Here is an 18,616-nt window from a genome sequence, read left to right on the forward strand (position 1 = left end):
TGTCAACCCCGTGCTCAAAGCTGTCATTGCGAGTCCTTCCCCGTTAGGAATATGCGGAAGGACGTGGCAATCTCACAGCTAATCAACCCCCTGCAATCCCCCAATACGTTGGTCCTCTGGTAGGGGCGACCCTTGTGGTCGCCCGCAGCGGGCAGGCACAAGACCTGCCCCTACATATAGGGGACACCCCTATAACCCCGTCATGAGACCCTGTCTCCTGTACCTCTTTCTAAAACTACCCTCTCCCTTGAGGGGAGAGGGCTATGGTGAGAGCGTTGTTAGTTCCCTTCTCTTTGATAAAGAGAGGGACTCAAGGGTGAGTTCGTGCAAGTTCCCCCTCTTTTTAGAAGAGGGGGTAAGGGGGAGTTTATCTTTAAATTATCTTCCCTCTCCCTCTGCAGGGAGAGGGTCAGGGTGAGGGTCGTAATCCGTCATTCCGGTGAAAACTGGAATCCGGACAGGGCGAGGCGACCTCGCCCCTACTTGCTCTTCTTTCTCCCGCCGCTCTTCTTCCCCGCGCTCTTCCTGGCCACGGTCTTCTTCTTAACGACGCGCTTCTTCTTCGCGGGAAACACTTTGGATACGGCCGCCGCTATCGACTCGCGGCTGAACGGCTTGGCTATAACGCCGTCCACCAGTTTCTTCTTTTCCTCATCGAGATCTATGACCCAGCCCGTTATCAGCAACACGGGCACTTCAGGTTTTATCTTCTTAATGGCTCGGGCCACATCCCAGCCCGACATTTCAGGCATACCGAGGTCGGTAATTACTATGTCGTATTTGCCGTCCTTGAAAGCCTTGATCGCCTCGACTCCTCTGGTGAAATCCTTGACCCAGTGGCCGAAGTACTCCAGCGTCAGCCCCAGCGCCTTGAGCACCTCGGGCTCGTCATCGACCGTGAGTATGCTGGCTGGTTTGACCGCGACAGCCTTGCTCTTCCTGGCCTGCTTCCTAACTTCCTCCACGGCCAGGGGCAGCCTGATGTAGAACGTCGTCCCCCTGCCCACCTCGCTGTCGAACTTTATCATGCCGTTATGCCTTGAGATTATGCCGTAGGTAACGCTCAGCCCGAGCCCCGAACCCTTGGAGGCCTTGGTGGTAAAGAACGGCTGGAATACCTTGCTCTTCACCTTTTCAGGTATTCCGACCCCTGTATCCTTTATAATTATCTGAACCCACTCTTCTTCCTGCTCGCTCTTAACGGTGAGCTTGCCGCCTGTAGGCATGGCGTCCAGGGCATTGAACAGTATGTTCAGGAGCGCCTCACGAAGCTCGGCGGCATCGCCTGATACACGTCCCACAGTACCAAGTTCGTGCGTAACCTTGATAGCGATCCCCTTGGTCTGTTCCAGCTCCACCCTGCGGGATTCCACCATCTTGAGGACGCCCTCCGCCACCTCGTTAACGTCAAGCGGCTCGAAGGGATGCTCCACGCGTATCCGCGCGAAGTCCTGCAGGCGCTTCACCGTCTTGGCCGCGTCGAGGGCCGCCTGCTCTATTATCTGGATGCCCTTCTTCACTTTATCATCCTTGACGTCATCAATGACGAGCTGCGTGCGCCCCAGTATGACCGCCAGCATATTGTTGAAATCATGCGCTATCCCGCTGGCCATCTCGCCCATAGCCCGCAGCTTCTCCGACTGCACCATGCGCTCATGCGCCGTCTTGAGCTCTTCATAGGCGCGCTCCAGTTCCACTTCCGCCTTCTTATGCTCCGTGGTCTCCATGAAGCTGGCCAGGACGGCGCGCCTTCCCTTATACCTGACGGGCGTGACCCTCTCCATGACCCATATCTGACGGCCGTCCTTCCTCAACGCCCTGAACTCATAAGGCTGAACGGATGCCCCCTGGATATTATCTACAGCCTTAGTTCTCACCGTATCCCTGTCATCCGGGTGGACAAAGTCTATCGCCTCCTGTCCCAAGAGCTCCTCGCTGCTATAACCTACAATCTCTTCGAACATGGGGTTCACGTAGATGAACCTTTTATTCTGCAGCAGATATATACCCATGGCGGCGTTATCCAGCATGGATCGCGACAGCTCCTCGCTCTCCCTGAGCGCCTCCTCCGCCTTCTTGCGCTCCGTGATATCCTGCCCCTGGGCGATGATAGCCATAGGGGTCTTGCCGTCCTCGGCGTATATCGGCGATATGTTCCACAGCACCGTCCTGACACCCCCGTCGAGGTTTGCGATGGGTATCTCCACCACCTCCCACCTGGCGCCCCTCATCGCCGTCCTGATAAAGCTCATGGACCTTTCCCGCGTACCCTTGGGGAACAGTATCTCAAGGTCTTTGCCGATTACGGACTTGGCCTTCATGCCCGTGAGCCGCTCAAAGGCGCGATTGAACCTTGTGATGCGGAAATCCGGGGTCCAGACAACCATGGGCACGTTGGCGTGCTCGATGAGGTTCTCCATGTAGTCGCGGGTCTCCCTGAGCTTCTCCTCGGCCTTCTTGCGCTCAGTGATATCCGTATGCACGCCCACAAGCCCGATGACCTTGCCCTTTTCATCCTTTATCGCGTCCGCGCGCTCAAGTACGATGAACCTGCGCCCGCTCTTAGATACCATCTCCACCTCCCCGAACCACGAACCTCCACCCATTATCGTATCGAACACCTTGCGGGCCACATGTTTATTTGCAAAAGCGGCCGGGCCTCCGCCCGCGGCCTCAAGCTCCTCCGGGGTGTACTCGAACAGCTCGGTGAAAGCCCTGTTGTGATAGAAGTGGTGCCCCTGCGCATCGGATATGCCGATGGCATCGCTTGATCCTTCAACCGCCTTATTGATGCGAAGCAGGGTTTCCTCCACCTTCTTGCGTTCGGTGATGTCGGTTATGATTCCCATAATCGCCTTCTCACCGACGTAACTTATTAGCTTGGTGCTAAGAATCGTATCAAGCCTCCGTCCGTCCTTAGTGATGAGCGCATATTCGTAAGGATCGACATCCCGTCCTTGCATATGGGCCTGGAACTTCTCCTTTATCAGATCACGATATTCCGGCGCCGTTAAGGAATTAAAGTCGAAAGCTGGAGAGTAAAATTCCTCACTGGTATAGCCCATCATCTCCTCACAGCGGCGGTTGGCATAGACCACGTGCCCCTTCACGTTGATGAATATCATATTGGGAGACTGTTCAGCCAGGTTCCGGAATTTCTCCTCGCTCTCCCTCAGCGCTTCCTCCGCTTCTTTGGCAGCGGTCACCTCTATAAGGGAAATCAATGCCGCCGGCTTCCCCTCATATTCGTACGACGTAGTAGAACCAGCTACCCATATCACACGGCCATTCACCGTCCTGGCCTTTATAACGGCTAGTTCCTTCCTTTCGGGATCGGCCATGGATTGAGCGAACTGCTGGAGCACCCAGTCCATATCTTCCGGCAGAACATGCTCCTTGATAGCATCAACGCCGACCATTTCATCCGGCGACTTGAACTCGAACATCCTTGCCATGGAATGATTGGCCAGCACTATCCTGCCGGTCTCCGCATCCACCACCTCCATGCCCAGCAGCGTATGCTCGAAGAGGTCTCTGTACTTGATTTCGCTCTCACGCAGCGCCTCCTCCGCCCTCTTGCGCTCGGTGATATCCGACATGATGCCGGTTACTCCTACCGTTTGACCGTCACTCAGCGTCGCCTTGCTCGCGGTACGGACCCAACGCACACTGCCATCCTTGAACCTAGTCCTGAACTCGGCGGGCTCAAAACTCCCGCCTAGTGTTTTCTCAAAGCTGGCCATCAAGTCTGGCAGGTCCTCCGGCAATATAAAGTCAACAAATGACTTGCCAACTATATCGCTGGGGCAGTAGCCGGACAGGCGTTCGATAGCCGGACTGACATAGGCAAAGTTGCCTTGCGCGTCAAGGGAGAAAATCAGGTCAGCGGAACCCTCCACCAGTATCCTGTACTTCTCTTCACTATCCCGCAGCGCATCCTCAGCCTTCTTGCGTTCGCTGATGTCGCGACTGGCGATAATAAAACGCGAGGCGTTTCCAGAAGCATCAAGCAGTGCCCTGGCGGAGGCTTCTCCCCAAACATAGTGTCCATCGGCATGGCGGAAACGGTACTGATAACTGGCCTCTCCCTTTTCCTGTATCCCATCCAGAGAAGCTATCACGCTGTTCACATCCTCCGGGCAAAGGAAATCGAAAACAGGCTTTCCTACCAAATCTTCCGTTCTATATCCCAGTATTTTCTGATGAGATGGGCTTGCGTATATAATGATTCCCTTCTCATTGACCAGAGATACCGCATCGAGCATATTCTCCGTGATCTCGCGGAACCTTTCTTCGCTCTCCCGCAACGCATCATCCGCCTGTTTGCGCATCAGCGCCACGCCTATGCTGGCGGCGATGCCCTCGAAGAAGCGTATCATCTCCGGGGTGAAACAGCCCTTGCGTCGATCGTTGAGCTGCAGCAGGCCAACGATCTCATTGCCGCTGCGGATGGGCATGAGCGCCACGGACTGGAAGCCGGCGTGGATGCAGCGGTTGCGCGGATGGTGCCGCGGGTCCTGCTCAAGCGGAACGTCGAGTAAAGCCGGCGAATCATTTGTCCAGGCGCTGCCGCCCGGTGTGAAGAGCGGATTGGATGGATCGGTCTTCCCGGACAGCACCAGGCCGCAGGTGCACTCCAGGCTCACATTGCCGTCCTTGTCGCGGCATATCCCGCCATGCGAGTCGCGGACGACAATCGTATTTTCAGTGAGCAGGAAATCCTCGGAGAATCCGTTCTGGACAAAGTACGGGAAGTCCTCGTCCTTTTTCAATCGAATTCCAACAGCGTAGAATCCCGTCTCCCGCTTGATGGCGGTAAGGATGCGGTTGATGGCATCAGGCAGCGCCAACGGCTCATTAAGGATACCCAGTATCTCAGCGGCCAGCTTCTGATGAGCTTCCGCCTGCCTGCGTTCGATTAAATCCCTCGCTACAACCACAATGCCGACCGGCTTGCCATTCGCGTCCAACATCAGGCTGCCCGAGGACTCAAGCGGCACTCTGCGCCCGCTCCTTGTAACTATATTGTACCGGGCTACAGCCGGCTGTCCGCTTGTAATCAGTTCCTGCAGCGCCGCGGCAACCACCTCCCTATCTTCAGGAGCAACAGGTTCCAGCGCACTTACGCCAATCTCATCTGTTTCAAAAAGCTTTCGTGCCGACTCGTTCAAATTTCTGACATTGCCTTCCATGTCAAGGATCAGGACAGGATCAAGCGTTGCCATAAACGCGTTGGAGAGTTCGATGATCCGGGATTCCGCCTTCTTACGTTCGGTGATATCGCGGAGTATGGCCATCATGCCCGTGGGTTTCCCGGTCTCACCACGTATGAACGATACCATCATTTCGACAACGACTATGGAACCGTTTTTGTGGATCATCTCCAGTTCCAGGGTTTGCCCCAATCCGCTCTCCGGGTGGCGTTTTTCACGTTCCAACCCGGCCAGGAAGTACTTGGCAGCCTTCTCCATTGAGTCGGACGTCATTCTACCTTCCATGGTGCCTTCCAGCGCTTCTTCCACGGAGTAGCCCAGCACGCGGTTGACGGACGGGCTGAAATAAACAGGTTTGGCATTCATATCCATGAGCATTATGACGTCAGAAGCGTTTTCGGCCAGCAGGCGGTACTTCTCCTCGCTCTCGCGCAGCGCCTCCTCAATCCGCTTGCGCTCGGTAATATCACGGTGCGTAACGATCAGCCCTATCGGATTTCCATTGGCGTCCTGCATCACTGTAGTATCGGTGTCAGCCAGATATTCACTGCCGTCCTTTCGCAGCAGAGTGAGCTCTATCGGCACACCCAGACCTGAGGCTAAATTATTAGACAGAGCCTGAGCCGCCCTGTCGCGATCCTTTTCACTGATAAAGTCAAATCCGTTTCTCCCGATGACTTCTTCTTTGCGGTCAAATCCGGTCAATTTCAACAATTCTGCATTAACATCAATGATTTTCCCTGACACATCGGTTACCGTGATACCAACGCCAACGGTCTGGAATAATATGCGCAGCTTCTCCTCGCTCTCCTGCAGCGCCTTATCCATGCGCTTGCGCTCGGTAACGTCTCTGGTAATGGCAATAACGGCGGGCCTGCCCTCATACTGAATAAGCTTCGTCGAGTTCTCCATCTCCTTGACCGAGCCGTCCTTGCACAGCATCCTGGTCTCAAAAATCTCGGGAACTTCTTTGCCTTCGGCACGCAGGCGGAATCTCTCTTCTAATACAGGGGCGAAGTCCGGCGGCACCAGATCGAACGTTGACATTGCAGTCAATTCTTCAACGGTATAACCGGACATCTCAGACATGCGTTTATTGACGAACTTTAGGGCCTGGTCCTGGATAATGCTGACGCCATCCGTCGCGTTCTCAACAAGGGTCGAGTATTTCTCCTCGCTCTCCCGCAGCGTTTCTTCCATGCGCTTGCGGTTGGTGATATCCGTATTAAACCCATGCCAGATTACACTGCCGTCAGCCAATTTCTCCGGCGTAGACTGGCCTAGCAACCATCTCACGGGCTTCCCGGGAACCTGCACCCGGTATTCACACTGCCAGAGAGTCATATGTTCGGCTGAATACTCTATCGATTCCACTAACCTGCCGAGGTCCTCGGGCAAGACCACCCTGGTTACCGGAGAGAAATCATCGCGCACATCTTCCGGAGAGCATCCTAGAATATCCTTTATAGAATCCGTAGAAAAGGGAGCGCAGTACGTTCCATCAGGCCTTCTCAAGAACTGATAGATCATTCCGGGGACGTTATAAGCTAGTTTCTTGAATAGCCGGTCGCTTTCCCGCAGCGCCTCCTCCGCCCGCTTGCGCTCGTTGATATCGCGCGAGACAGCGTATAGGCCGGTGATTTTCCCCTGCTCATCCCTGTTAGCACTGACCACGTGCTCCAGCCACACCGTGGAGCCGTTCTTGTGATAGTACTCGGCTTCTATCGTTATAGTCCTATCGGGATCCACACCCTCCTTCCCATCCCGTTCCATCTCGGCTGTAAATACATTCATGATATGCTCGTAGGACTGTGGTGTTACCGCTTCGTGATTTGTTATACCGACACGTTCCTCCGGTGTGAATCCGAGAACTTTAAATACGGACGGGCTGGTATAGGTAGGGCGGAAATCAAGTCCCATGGTCCATACAATATCGTTCATCCTCTCCGTGAGGATACGATATTTCTCCTCGCCCTGGTGCAACGCCTCCTCCGCCCGCTTGCGTTCCGTTATATCACGCAGGTTCACAACTATGCCGCCGACAGCGGGATCATCGAGGAAACTTGTGGCGCTTACCTCAAAAGAATGCCACGAGCCGTCTTTATGACGCGCACGTACTTCGGAACGGCCCACAACATCTGATTCGATTCTTTTCATTCCATCGATCAGCGCATGCATATCATCCGGATGTATCGGATCAAAAACAACCTGCCCTATACGTTCCCCTTCGCTGTACCCCAGCAGGCGCGAGCAGCTAGGGCTTTCGTAAAGGATTTTCCCTCTGCTGTCCAGCACCATGATTCCGTCGGAGCTGTTTTCAATCAGCGACCGGAAGTACCTCTCCTTTTCCGTAAGCGCTTCCTCCATGCGCTTGCGCTCGGTGATGTCGACGTTTAACTCGGAGACCAGCCACTCGCCGTCGGCGCTCTGGAAAGGTATTGTATGCACTTCGACAATGCGGTTGTTCTCGCGCGGCAGCACATGCTCGGCCACGCCTGTCTGGTGAGTACGGAAAGTATCGGGGATGGCGCAATCCCGGCATGCTTCCTTTTGCCCCCTGAAATACTCGTAGCATTTCCGGCCCGCGGGATCGCCATAGACCTTCTGCCATTCCGGATCTACATAGCGCAGGTTGAACTCGCTATCGATTACATCGATATTGGTTTTACTCAAACCTATGATTTCTTCGAACCATTCATTTACTTTCTTGAGTTCTCCCTGCGCCTGCTTGAGCTTGGTGACGTCATGAAAATTTACAACGATGCCGCCGATAGCGGGCTCCTCAAGATGATTACGCGCTTCCGAATCCAGGGTATGCCAGGTGCCGTCGGGGTACAGCGCCCGTATCTGCATCCGCACGATCGTTTTGGGGTTCTTGATTATTTCAGTGAAATTCTTCCCTATCACAGGGATATCATCGGGGTGAATATTCTTGAACAAGTCCTGCCCCAGCACGCCCTCCGCCTTAAAACCCCACACCTTCTCGAAGTTCGGGCTGATATAGGTGACGTTGCCCTGGCTCCCCAGTACGACGGTAACGTCCGATGCGGACTCGACCAGGGTGCGGAACCGTTCCTCGCTGCGCCGCAGCACCTCATCTATCTTCACGCGCTCAGCCGCAACAGCTTCAAGCTCGGCCGTCCGCCGGCGCAAACGATCCAGTTCGTCGATGAGCTGTCCCTGATCCCTGTTCTGATCATCCATGGCGCCAACCTCCGGGTTCGATCGTACAACTCGATGTGTAAACGTGCCTCGATTGCGAGGAAAAACGTATCTGAATGGGAGTGAAATTTACCACAATTCCCGAGTAAAGTCAATCTGTGGAAGATAGAAATGAGGCGTCGGGCAGGTTTAGAACGCGGATTCTGACAACGAGGCCACTTTGCCCTTCATGACGCCGGCGCGCTTGCGCAGGCGGATGGATTTGGGCGTGACCTCAACCAGCTCGTCATCGTTGATGAACGTGATGCAGTCCTCCAGGCTCATCTCCACCGGAGGCGTGAGCACGACGTTCTCGTCGGAGCCGGCGGCGCGCATGTTGGTCATCTTCTTGGCCTTGCCGGGATTGACCACGAGGTCGTTGTCCCTGCTGTTCTCGCCGATTATCTGCCCGCTGTATACATTGACGCCAGGCCCGATGAAGAAGCGGCCCCTGTCCTGCAGGTGGTAAAGCGCGTAGGCTACCGTGGTGCAGGCCTCCTGCGCCACGATGGCGCCGTTCCTGCGGTTCCTCATATCGCCGGCGAATTCCCCGTAATCGGAGAAGATGTAGTTCATCACGCCCATGCCCTTGGTGTCGGTCATGAACTCCGATTTGAAGCCGAGCAGGCCGCGCGTGGGTATCCTGAACACCAGGCGCGTCATGCCCTCGCCCTGCATCATCTCCAGCATGCGTCCCTTCCTGGCGCCCAGCTTCTCGATGACGGCGCCCATATACTGTTTATCGACGTCGATTATGAGCTCCTCGTAGGGCTCCAGCAGCTTCCCGCCCTCCATCCTCATAATGACCTGCGGCCTCGTTACCTGGAACTCGTAGCCCTCCCGGCGCATGCGCTCGATGAGGATGGACAGGTGCAGCTCGCCGCGACCGGAGACCTTGAAGCCGGGGACGTCATCAAGCTCCTCGACGACAAGGGCCACATCGCTCAGCGTCTCGCGGAAGAGCCTGTCCTTGAGGTGGCGCGACGTAACGAACCGTCCCTCGCGGCCGGCGAAGGGCGAACTGTTGGGCACGAAGTTCATGGACAGCGTGGGCGGGTCTATAGCCACGGGCGGCAGCGGGCGCGGGTCCTCCGGGTCGGTGTAGGTCACGCCGACCGTGACCTCCTCCATGCCGGCCACGGCCACGATCTCCCCAACGCCGGCCTCCTCGATGGGAACCTTCTGGTTGCCCACGAAGCGGTACAGCTTGGTGATACGTGTCGGGACCATGGAGCCGTCGCGGCGCGCCACCACGATATCCTTGTTGATATTCAGGCGGCCCCCAGTTATCTTGCCTATGCCCAGCCGGCCCAGATAGGGCGAGTAGTCGATGGAGCTGACGTGCATCTGAAGCGGCTCGTCCTCCGAGCCACCGGGCGGCGGTATGTGCGCGATTATCTTCTCGTACAGGGGCTCCATGGAGCCCCCCTCCACCACCGGCTCATCCGAGGCGTAGCCGTCCCTTGCCGAGGCATAGACGACCGGGAAGTCCAATATCGCGTCCGGGGCGCCCAGCTTTACGAACAGGTCGAAGACCTGATTTATGCTCCAGTCCGGCCTGGCCGCGGACTTGTCTATCTTGTTTATGACCACGATGACCGGCATGTGCAGCGCCAGCGCCTTCTTGAGCACGAAGTACGTCTGCGGCATCGGCCCTTCCTGGGCGTCGACCAGCAGCAGCGCGCCGTCGGCCATCTCCAGCACGCGCTCCACCTGCCCGCCGAAGTCGGCGTGGCCCGGCGTGTCGATGATATTGACCCAGTAGCCTTTATAGGTGAACGATCCGTTCTTGGATGCTATGGTGATGCCGCGCTCCCGCTCCAGGTCGATGGAGTCCATGAGGCGCTCGGCCACGACCTGGTTCTCGCGGAAGGTGCCGCTCTGCCGGAACAGCTGATCGACCAGCGTCGTCTTGCCATGATCCACGTGCGCGATAATGGCGATGTTGCGGATATTCTCTTGTTTCAATAGTCCCATATAAAAACTCGATCCGGCGGAAGATAGGGCCACTCCCTTATCCGAGGCGTACGTGCGGCTGTCGGCGGGTGATGCTGTGGCGGTATGCTCCGTTATTAAAAATAGCCCGGCTTCGCCGAGCGTCGGTTCACGCTTACATTATACTACCAAATCGATTGTAAGGTAATTGCGGGTTTATGTCAAGAATATGATGGTGTCGGTCGATAGGAAACCGAACCCCCTGTCAGGCCCCTTTCTCAAAGCTGTCATTGCGAGTCCTTCCACGATAAAATTAGGCGGAAGGACGACGTGGCAATCTCGTAGCTGGTCAACCCCCTGTATCCCCCAATCATGGGGGATGAAAAAAAAGATATAGGGGACACCCCTATAACCCCGTCAGGAGACTCTGTCTCCTGTACCTCTCTTAGCTAGCTAACCCCTCTCTCGGAGAGGTGCCTGGATTCGGATTGTAATATTAATAAACCCGTCTTGTAGGGGCGAGGTCATCTCGCCCTTCAGCCCCACCGTAGGGGCACGGCATGCCGTGCCCGTTGTGTTCCCCCTCTTTTTAGAAGAGGGGGTTAGGGGGTGTTAATTTAAAATTATTTCCCTCTCCCTGCGCAGGGAGAGGGTCAGGGTGAGGGTCGTACTCGTCATTCCGGCGAAGGCCGGAATCCGCGTAGGGGCGTATGGCCATACGCCCGTTATTTGGTGGGTTTCTGAACCCACCCTACATACGATCGTTGCGTAAGGGCTTGATTAATCAAGCCCTTACATCCCGGCCCCTATCGGCGAAAGAGACGACCTCGCCCCTACGCAAATCCCCCTTGCTCCCCCCTTTCATAAAGGGGGGAGATATATCTCGTTTATATGCTGTTGATGGTGTTCTTCACCTTCAACAATTAGAGGGTGTCCTTCTGCGGAAGGACTCCCGTTATTTGGTGGGTTTGCGAACCCACCCTACATACTACATACGATCGTTGCGTAGGGGCGAATCTTGTATTCGCCCTTCACGTTCCCCCTCTTGACAGAATGGCGGCTATGTGGTACTTTATCCAAATTTCCATTTGAGGGTAGGAATATGTCTATTATGAACTGGATAAACAAGTGGCGCCTGGCGAAACAGATAAACGATGTCAGGGCAAGCAACGGCCTGAACTCGCTGACGAGGGACAGGTCGCTGGATAACGTAGCCTGGCAGCACGCCATGTATATGGCCAATAACAACAGGCTGGGCTACGACGGCTTCGAGAATAGGGCCGCTATCATCAGGTGGCAGAGCAAGAGATCCGACAGGAAATGCGTGGGTGAAAACTGCGGCAAGCACACCGGCTCCTCGCTCGATGCAAACGTCATCCGGGCCACGATGGACGGCTGGATGAAGTCCGACAGCCACAGGAATGCCATTATGAATCCCGTTTATAACAAAACGGGGATAGCCGGCGTCGTCGAGCAGGGACACGTTTATGTAGTGCAGGTTTTCGCGGGCGAAGGCGTGAAGGCCAGGCGGCTCCCCGCGGTTTCAGCTACCCCCGCCTTCTCCGAGTAATCAACCCCCTGCTATTCCCCTATATGTTGGTTATTGCGTAGGGGCGAACCTATGTGTTCGCCCACAGCGGGCAGGCACAATCCTTCCATATGCCTTAATGTCATGGAAGGATGCCCCTACGTTGGATGGGTAACCACAGGGGGTTACCCCTACGCGGTGGGTTTGCTGAATCAAACCCCTACGTTTCGTTATCGGGTTGCGGCGAATCGTGAGGGGCATCTCAGGGCTCAGGGCGGGGGAATTTTGATTTTGGTCGCTTTTTAGTCTTGACTGCCCGGCAACTATGGAGTATATTATCCCAATTTGCATAGACGGAGCGTATGTGATCAAGAGGGACACAGCTATGTTTTTTTTGAAATGGATCAACAAGTGGCGGCTGACGGAGGAGATCAACGACATCAGGCACAGGAACGGTTTGGAGCCGCTTTCAAGGATGAGGTTCCTTGATAAGATCGCCTGGCAGCATGCCAGGTATATGGCCAGGAACGATAAGCTGGGACATGACGGTTTTCACGCCAGGTCCCTGTTGATAAGGGAGCAAAAGAAAACGATACCGAGTAAATACGTGGGTGAAAACTGCGGCAAATGCCCGGGCCGGTCCTTCAACAAAGAAGTTATCAGGGCTACCACGGACGGATGGATGAAGTCGGCCAGCCACAGGAAAGCGATCCTGAATCCGGAATACAATATGACAGGCGTAGGCTGTATCACAAATAAGGAATATGTTTATATCGTGCAGATTTTTGTTGGTTGATGAGGCTCATAAGTAGTCAACCCCCTGCAATCCCCCTTGTCAAGGGGGAAACAATAACCGAACCCCCTATAGTCCCCCATACGTTGGGGGACAGATATTGTCCGGGGGACACCCCCGGTTCCCCCGGCCCCGATATATCGGGGCACCTCTTTCTTAAGGGCTGTCACTGAAATGATATAGGGGACACCCCTATAACCCCGTCAGATGGAGCGCTCTCTGTACTCCCCAGCTGTCATTGCGAGGAGTCCTTCTGTACACCCTAATTATGGAAGGACGACGTGGCAATCTCGTAGCTGTTCAACCCCCTGTTATCCCCCATACGTCGGTCATTATGCAGAGACGCAAAATATTGCGTCTCTACGGGGGCGCCCCGCCGTTCGGTCGTCGCGTAGTGGCGAATCTTGTGTTCGCCTTTTACGTCCCTTTGTAGGGGCACGGCATGCCGTGCCCGTCGTGTTCCCCCTCTTTTTAGAAGAGGGGGTAAGGGGGAGTTAAATACCCTCTCTATTGACTTTGATATCCATAATCGCTAATCTAATCGCATTACAGAAGCCCGTTCAAATATCCATCAGGGGCAATCTTACTGAGGGGGTGCAGACATGTTTATCGCATCGGGTGTGCTGGGACTTATCATTCCACTGTTCGTCATCGGCGTCATCCTCTATCTTGTTCTGAAGCGCCGCAACGACAGGGAGGGCGTTTCAGCTTATAAGGGCCTCCTCATGGTCTATTTCTACACTCTTATAGGAGCCAGCATCATTATCGCCGCTATAGGCGCGGGGTATCTCCTATCAGCCGCTTTCAGCTCGGCCTACAGCGACAGGTCGATCGTAAATGACCTCACAGCGGGCATCACGATGTTCTGTACCGGCACCATCATCTGCGTGCTGCATGTAGTAGGCAAGAAGGCCGTGGAGGCCAGAGAGGGAAAGACCACGCCGCTGCTGAGGCGGGTATATCTGTTCATCATGCTCGGCATCTTCAGCATGGGAGGCATCGTGTCTCTGCCGCTGGCGATATATGAAACCGCCCGCTACTATGTGAAAGATGAAACTTCCTGGGGCGATCCGTCCGGAGCCATCGCGGCGGCGGTCGTTATCGTGCCGCTGTGGATATACTACCTGATGAGGGTCATGCGCGAGGCGCGCGCCGCGAGGAACGAAGAGGCGTCGTCGGATGATACGACCGGAGGAGTGACATAGTCAACCCCCTGCTATCCCTTTCTCAAAGCTGTCATTGCCACGTCCTTCCCCTTATGAATATGAGGAAGGACGTGGCAATCTCCTAGCTAGTCAACCCCCTGCTATCCCCCAATCTTGGGGGATGTAAAAAAGAGTTAGGGGACACCCCTATAACCCCGTCAGGAGAGGAATCTCCTGAATCTCTCTTCTCTTGGACTGTCATTCTGAGTCCTTGCGGAGAATGACGAAGAATCTCGGCTACGTGGTGGGTTTGCGAACCCACCCTACATGCGATCGTCGCGTAGGGGCGAATAATCATTCGCCCGTTCCGTTCGTAGGGGCATGGCGTGCCGTGCCCGTCGGATTCCCCCTCTTTTGAGAAGAGGGGGTAAGGGGGTGTTCAAAATTAATTTTCTTCCCTCTCCCTCCGCAGGGAGAGGGTCAGGGTGAGGGTATGCGCGACGCAGATGGGATGTCGTTGGTCGATAATATACCGAACCCCCTATAGCCCCCCATACGTTTCCTTCCATAATAGGTGCTATTTAGAAGAATTCCGGATTGGAAGGGAATATTTGAAGGTTAGGGGGACACCCCCGGTTCCCCCGGCAGAGGGAAGACCCTCTGCACACCCTCATTAACGCGCATAGACCCTCATATCATTATGCCCCTGCTATGGGATTAGTACTAACGTAAGGGTAATAGATACATTAAAAAACTATATAAAAAGGTTGACAAATACACGCAGGAGTGCTATAAATGACTAATCCTATCTTCGTACTATGCAAAGCTGAATATGGGATGCCTGGCCGATAAAGGTAAACCCCGGGCGATCGGGGGGCGCAAAGCTACAGGTCTCGAGGTTGAGAGAGACGGCTGAGCTGCCGAAACAGAGTCGCGAAGGCCCTTAAACATCGAGAAGGCCCTGTGATTTCTGAAGGATCTTATTCAGGGGGTGTTCATGAGCGCACAGAGAAGACATTTTCACACAAGAGTCATCTCGGCTATAGTGATTCTTATTGCCATCACGCTCGTGATGATACCCGGCATAGAGGATGAAGGCGTGGTCTACGGTTACGGCGGCGGAGGCGGTGGCGGCGGAGGCGGAGCCCCCACCAATCAGAACTGGGGCGTGTGCATCGACGGGAACTGCGACAGAGGCAACGTCAATTTCTGGGGCACCACCCTCGATAATTTCTGGGCCGTATCTAATGACATATCGATATACATACCCAAATACACGGACATGAAGGGCCCAGAAAACTCACGCCTCACCGGGTTCAACGCATATGAAATAGACGATCCCCCCTCTCCCCCCTCGGGCTACCAGGTGCTCGCCGCCTTCGACTTCAACCCGGACGGCGCGACCTTCGACCCGGGCATCACGATAAACATCAAGTTCGACGAGGGCGACATCCCGGCGGGAAAGACCCCGGTCATCGCATATTACAACGAGACCAAAGGCGAGTGGGAGTTCATAGAGGGCACGATACAGGACGGGCAGGCGGTCTTCACCATCACCCACTGCTCCATCTACGGCCTGCTGGTTCAGGCGGCCCCGGCCCCCACGTCCACGCCGTCGGGCGGCACCCCGACCCCGGCCCCCACGGATGACGGAGGCGGACTCGGCATAGGCGCCATCATCGGCATCGTCATCGCGGCGCTGGTGGTTCTGGCCATCGTAGTCTACATATTCCTGGGCAAGAAATACGGCTGGAAGAAGACGGGCGGGTCGGCGTAGTAGAAATCGTATAAAAGGCTATCTATCGGCCGGTGTTACCGGGCTTGTATTATGAGGATATCAGTTATCGGCAACGGCTATGTCGGACTGGCGACGGCCGTTGGGCTCGCCGGCGACGGGCACCGGGTGGTCTGCATAGATAACAACCCCGACAAGGTCCGAATCATCAATCAGGGCGCATCGCCCGTCTACGAAAAAGGCCTCAACGAACTTGTATCCTCGTGCGTCGCGAACGGGACGCTCCGCGCCTCCGGCGATTACGGCGACGTATCGGACACCGATATCACATTCCTCTGCGTCGGCACGTACTCCCCGTCATGCAACGGCACAGATTTCACGCAGATAGAGCGGGCCGCGGAAGACGTGGGCAAGGTATTATCGAAGAAGGACGGATACCACGTGGTCGCCGTCAAGAGCACGGTGGCACCCGGCACCACCGAGCGCGTCATAATCCCCGCCCTGGAGAAGTCCTCGGGCAAAAAGATCGGCGCGGACATCGGCGCGGCGGTCAACCCCGAATTCCTTGAGGAGGGCCGGGCCGTAGACTGCTTCCTCAACCCGTACCGCGTCATCATAGGGGAATACGACGCGAGGTCCGGCGACACCGTCGAGATTCTGTACCGCGATTTCAACGCGCCCATCATACGCACCACGCCGGCCGCGGCCGAGATGATAAAGTACGCCAGCAACGCCTTCCTCTCGGCCAAGATATCCTTCATCAACGAGATAGGCAACATCTGCGGCAGGCTGGGCATAGACGTGTACGACGTGGCCGGCGCCATGGGCCACGACCCGCGCATCGGCAGAAAATTCCTCAACGCGGGGGCGGGCTTCGGCGGCTCGTGCCTGCCCAAGGACATAGAGGAGCTCATCGACACGGCGGCAAAGGCCGGATACGACGCCGGCATGCTGAAATCGATACTGGAGCTGAACCGGCAACAGCCGCTGAAGATGGTCGAGGCGGCAGAGGCCGCCGTCGGCGATCTCAAGGGCAAGACCGTGGCCGTGCTGGGACTGTCCTTCAAGCCGGGCACGGACGACATGCGCGACGCCCCGTCGCTCAGGGTCATCGCCGCCCTGCTGGACAAGGGCGCGTCGGTGCGGGCCTACGACCCAGCGGCCGTCGAGAACGCGCGCAAGGTCATCGAGGGGCAGGTCGAATACTGCGGCAGCGCGGCGCAGGCCATCGACAATGCGGACTGCGTGCTCATCGTTACGGAATGGGATGAGTTCAAGGCGGAATCGCTATATAACGGCAAGGTGGTGATCGACGGCAGGCGCGTGCTGGATCCGCGCCGGGCCAAAGGGCTCTGCGATTACCGCGGCATATGCTGGTAGAAAATGTCGCTGGGCGCTAGCTGACCGAACCCCCTGTAATCCCCCATACGTTGGGGGATTTTTTATTAATATAGGGGACACCCCTATAACCCCGGCAGGAGAGTATCTCCTGCATCTCTGTCCAGAACCGTCATTCCGGCGAAGGCCGGAATCCACGTAGGGGCGAATAATCATTCGCCCATTATTCGGTGGGTTTGCGAACCCACCCTACGTTCTACGTTCGGTCATCGTGTAGAGACGTCCTTCCGCGGAAGGACGTCTCTACGGGGGCGCCCCGCCGTTCGCCCCTACACGCTACCCACTACATGCTATATATGGTAGAATCGTTTCATAATCGTACTTCAACAATTAACGTAGATTTCGGTGGGCACAGCCCAACCTACGCAACTACTGCTAGCATGGGGGGGAACCGCATCATGGAAAGCATTCTCGTCACCGGCGGCGCCGGATTCATAGGAAGCCATCTCTGCGAACGCCTGCTGTCTCAGGGCTGGTTCGTGGTGTGCCTGGACAACTTCGATCCATACTACTCACCCGACGTTAAGAGGAAGAACATCGCCAAATCCCTCAAGAACAAGCGTTTCTACCTGGACGAGTGCGATATCAGGGATAAGGAGAGGATGTCCGGACTGTTCTCCTCGCGCAAGTTCGACGCGGTGGTGCACCTGGCGGCGCGGGCCGGCGTCAGGCCGTCGATACAGGACCCGCACATCTACCAGGACGTCAACATCGGCGGGACGATAAACCTGCTGGAGCTGTGCCGCGAGTACGATGTGAAACGCTTCATCTTCGGCTCATCGTCATCGGTATACGGGGACAATTCGGACGTGCCGTTCAAGGAGAGCTCCCCGCTGATGAAGCCCGTCTCCCCCTACGCCGCCTCCAAGCAGGCCTGCGAGCTGTTCTGCTACACCTACCACCACCTCTACGATATCCGCATCGCCTGCCTGCGCTTCTTCACCGTCTACGGCCCGCGACAGAGGCCGGACATGGCGATTCATAAGTTCACCCGCCTCATAAGCGGCGGCAACCGCGTCGAGCTCTACGGCGACGGCTCATCGAAACGCGACTACACCTACATCGACGACATCATCGACGGGGTGCAGGCGGCCGTCGACAAGAACCCGGCTTTCGAGATAATCAACCTGGGCGGCTCGCAAACGACGGAGCTGAGACAGCTTGTATCGCTCATCGAGAAGAGCACGGGCAAGAAGGCCCGCACCATCAAGTCGCCGGATCAGCCGGGCGACGTGCCGGTGACGTACGCGGATGTGTCGAAGGCGAAGAAGCTGCTGGGCTACAAGCCCAGGGTCAAGGTCGAGGACGGCATCCCGCTGTTCGTGAAATGGTATAAGGTGCAGAAGCGGTAAAAGGTCGTTGGGCGATAGCTAATCAACCCCCTATTATCCCCCAATCATGGGGGATTTTTTTATTAATATAGGGGACACCCCTATAACCCCGTCAGGAGACGCCGTCTCCTGTACCTCTGTATGAAGCTAACCTCTCCCTTGAAGGGAGAGGACTACGGTGAGGGTGATAATATGCCCCGCATCTGTCATTCTGAGTCCTTCCATGATAGAGCTATTTAGAAGGATGAAGAATCTCGTCAACGCGGTGGGTTTGCGAACCCACCCTACGGACCGTCATTCCGGTGAAAACCGGAATCCATATCGGGCGAGGCAACCT

The 18,616-nt window shown here is 55.9% G+C and carries 8 protein-coding genes and 1 riboswitch; of the genes, 6 read left to right on the plus strand and 2 right to left on the minus strand.

Annotation, left to right across the window (positions count from 1 at the left end):
• Positions 1-479: 479 nt before the first annotated feature.
• Together WC562_02070 and typA are read right to left on the minus strand one after the other, a co-directional pair.
• On the minus strand, positions 480-8,417 hold the full coding sequence (locus tag WC562_02070; protein MFA5054946.1) for a PAS domain S-box protein: 7,938 nt from the start codon (positions 8,415-8,417) through the stop codon (positions 480-482).
• Positions 8,418-8,564: 147 nt separating this feature from the next.
• A complete protein-coding gene (gene typA / locus WC562_02075) occupies positions 8,565-10,391 on the minus strand; it encodes a translational GTPase TypA (protein MFA5054947.1) in 1,827 nt (608 codons plus the stop codon).
• Between the two features lie 1,069 nt (positions 10,392-11,460).
• Here typA and WC562_02080 point away from each other — a divergent pair.
• The 6 genes from WC562_02080 to WC562_02105 all read left to right on the plus strand — a co-directional run bounded on the left by WC562_02080 (position 11,461) and on the right by WC562_02105 (position 18,300).
• Positions 11,461-11,919, plus strand: a complete 459-nt coding sequence (locus WC562_02080) for a CAP domain-containing protein (protein MFA5054948.1) — start codon at positions 11,461-11,463, stop codon at positions 11,917-11,919.
• Positions 11,920-12,262: 343 nt separating this feature from the next.
• Positions 12,263-12,673: a CAP domain-containing protein gene (locus WC562_02085; protein ID MFA5054949.1), complete on the plus strand. Its 411-nt coding sequence runs from the start codon at positions 12,263-12,265 to the stop codon at positions 12,671-12,673.
• A gap of 599 nt (positions 12,674-13,272) precedes the next feature.
• Positions 13,273-13,875, plus strand: coding sequence for a DUF5671 domain-containing protein (locus WC562_02090; GenBank protein MFA5054950.1), 603 nt, complete (start codon positions 13,273-13,275; stop codon positions 13,873-13,875).
• Positions 13,876-14,658: 783 nt separating this feature from the next.
• Positions 14,659-14,740, plus strand: a riboswitch (cyclic di-GMP riboswitch).
• A gap of 72 nt (positions 14,741-14,812) precedes the next feature.
• Positions 14,813-15,592, plus strand: a complete 780-nt coding sequence (locus WC562_02095; GenBank protein MFA5054951.1) for a hypothetical protein — start codon at positions 14,813-14,815, stop codon at positions 15,590-15,592.
• A gap of 51 nt (positions 15,593-15,643) precedes the next feature.
• On the plus strand, positions 15,644-16,930 hold the full coding sequence (locus WC562_02100; GenBank protein ID MFA5054952.1) for a UDP-glucose/GDP-mannose dehydrogenase family protein: 1,287 nt from the start codon (positions 15,644-15,646) through the stop codon (positions 16,928-16,930).
• 416 nt (positions 16,931-17,346) lie between these two features.
• Positions 17,347-18,300 carry an SDR family NAD(P)-dependent oxidoreductase gene (locus WC562_02105; protein MFA5054953.1) on the plus strand — a complete coding sequence of 318 codons (954 nt, stop codon included), beginning with the start codon at positions 17,347-17,349 and terminating at the stop codon, positions 18,298-18,300.
• Positions 18,301-18,616 lie beyond the last annotated feature (316 nt).

Source organism: Dehalococcoidia bacterium (assembly GCA_041649635.1).
Lineage (GTDB): Bacteria > Chloroflexota > Dehalococcoidia > E44-bin15 > E44-bin15 > JAYEHL01.

Coding starts and splice junctions, on each gene's coding strand:
- WC562_02105 (MFA5054953.1), top strand. CDS start 17,347: ATGGAAAGCATTCTCGTCACCGGCGGCGCCGGATTCATAGGAAGCCAT.
- typA (MFA5054947.1), bottom strand. CDS start 10,391: ATGGGACTATTGAAACAAGAGAATATCCGCAACATCGCCATTATCGCG.
- WC562_02085 (MFA5054949.1), top strand. CDS start 12,263: ATGTTTTTTTTGAAATGGATCAACAAGTGGCGGCTGACGGAGGAGATC.
- WC562_02070 (MFA5054946.1), bottom strand. CDS start 8,417: ATGGATGATCAGAACAGGGATCAGGGACAGCTCATCGACGAACTGGAT.
- WC562_02100 (MFA5054952.1), top strand. CDS start 15,644: ATGAGGATATCAGTTATCGGCAACGGCTATGTCGGACTGGCGACGGCC.
- WC562_02090 (MFA5054950.1), top strand. CDS start 13,273: ATGTTTATCGCATCGGGTGTGCTGGGACTTATCATTCCACTGTTCGTC.
- WC562_02080 (MFA5054948.1), top strand. CDS start 11,461: ATGAACTGGATAAACAAGTGGCGCCTGGCGAAACAGATAAACGATGTC.
- WC562_02095 (MFA5054951.1), top strand. CDS start 14,813: ATGAGCGCACAGAGAAGACATTTTCACACAAGAGTCATCTCGGCTATA.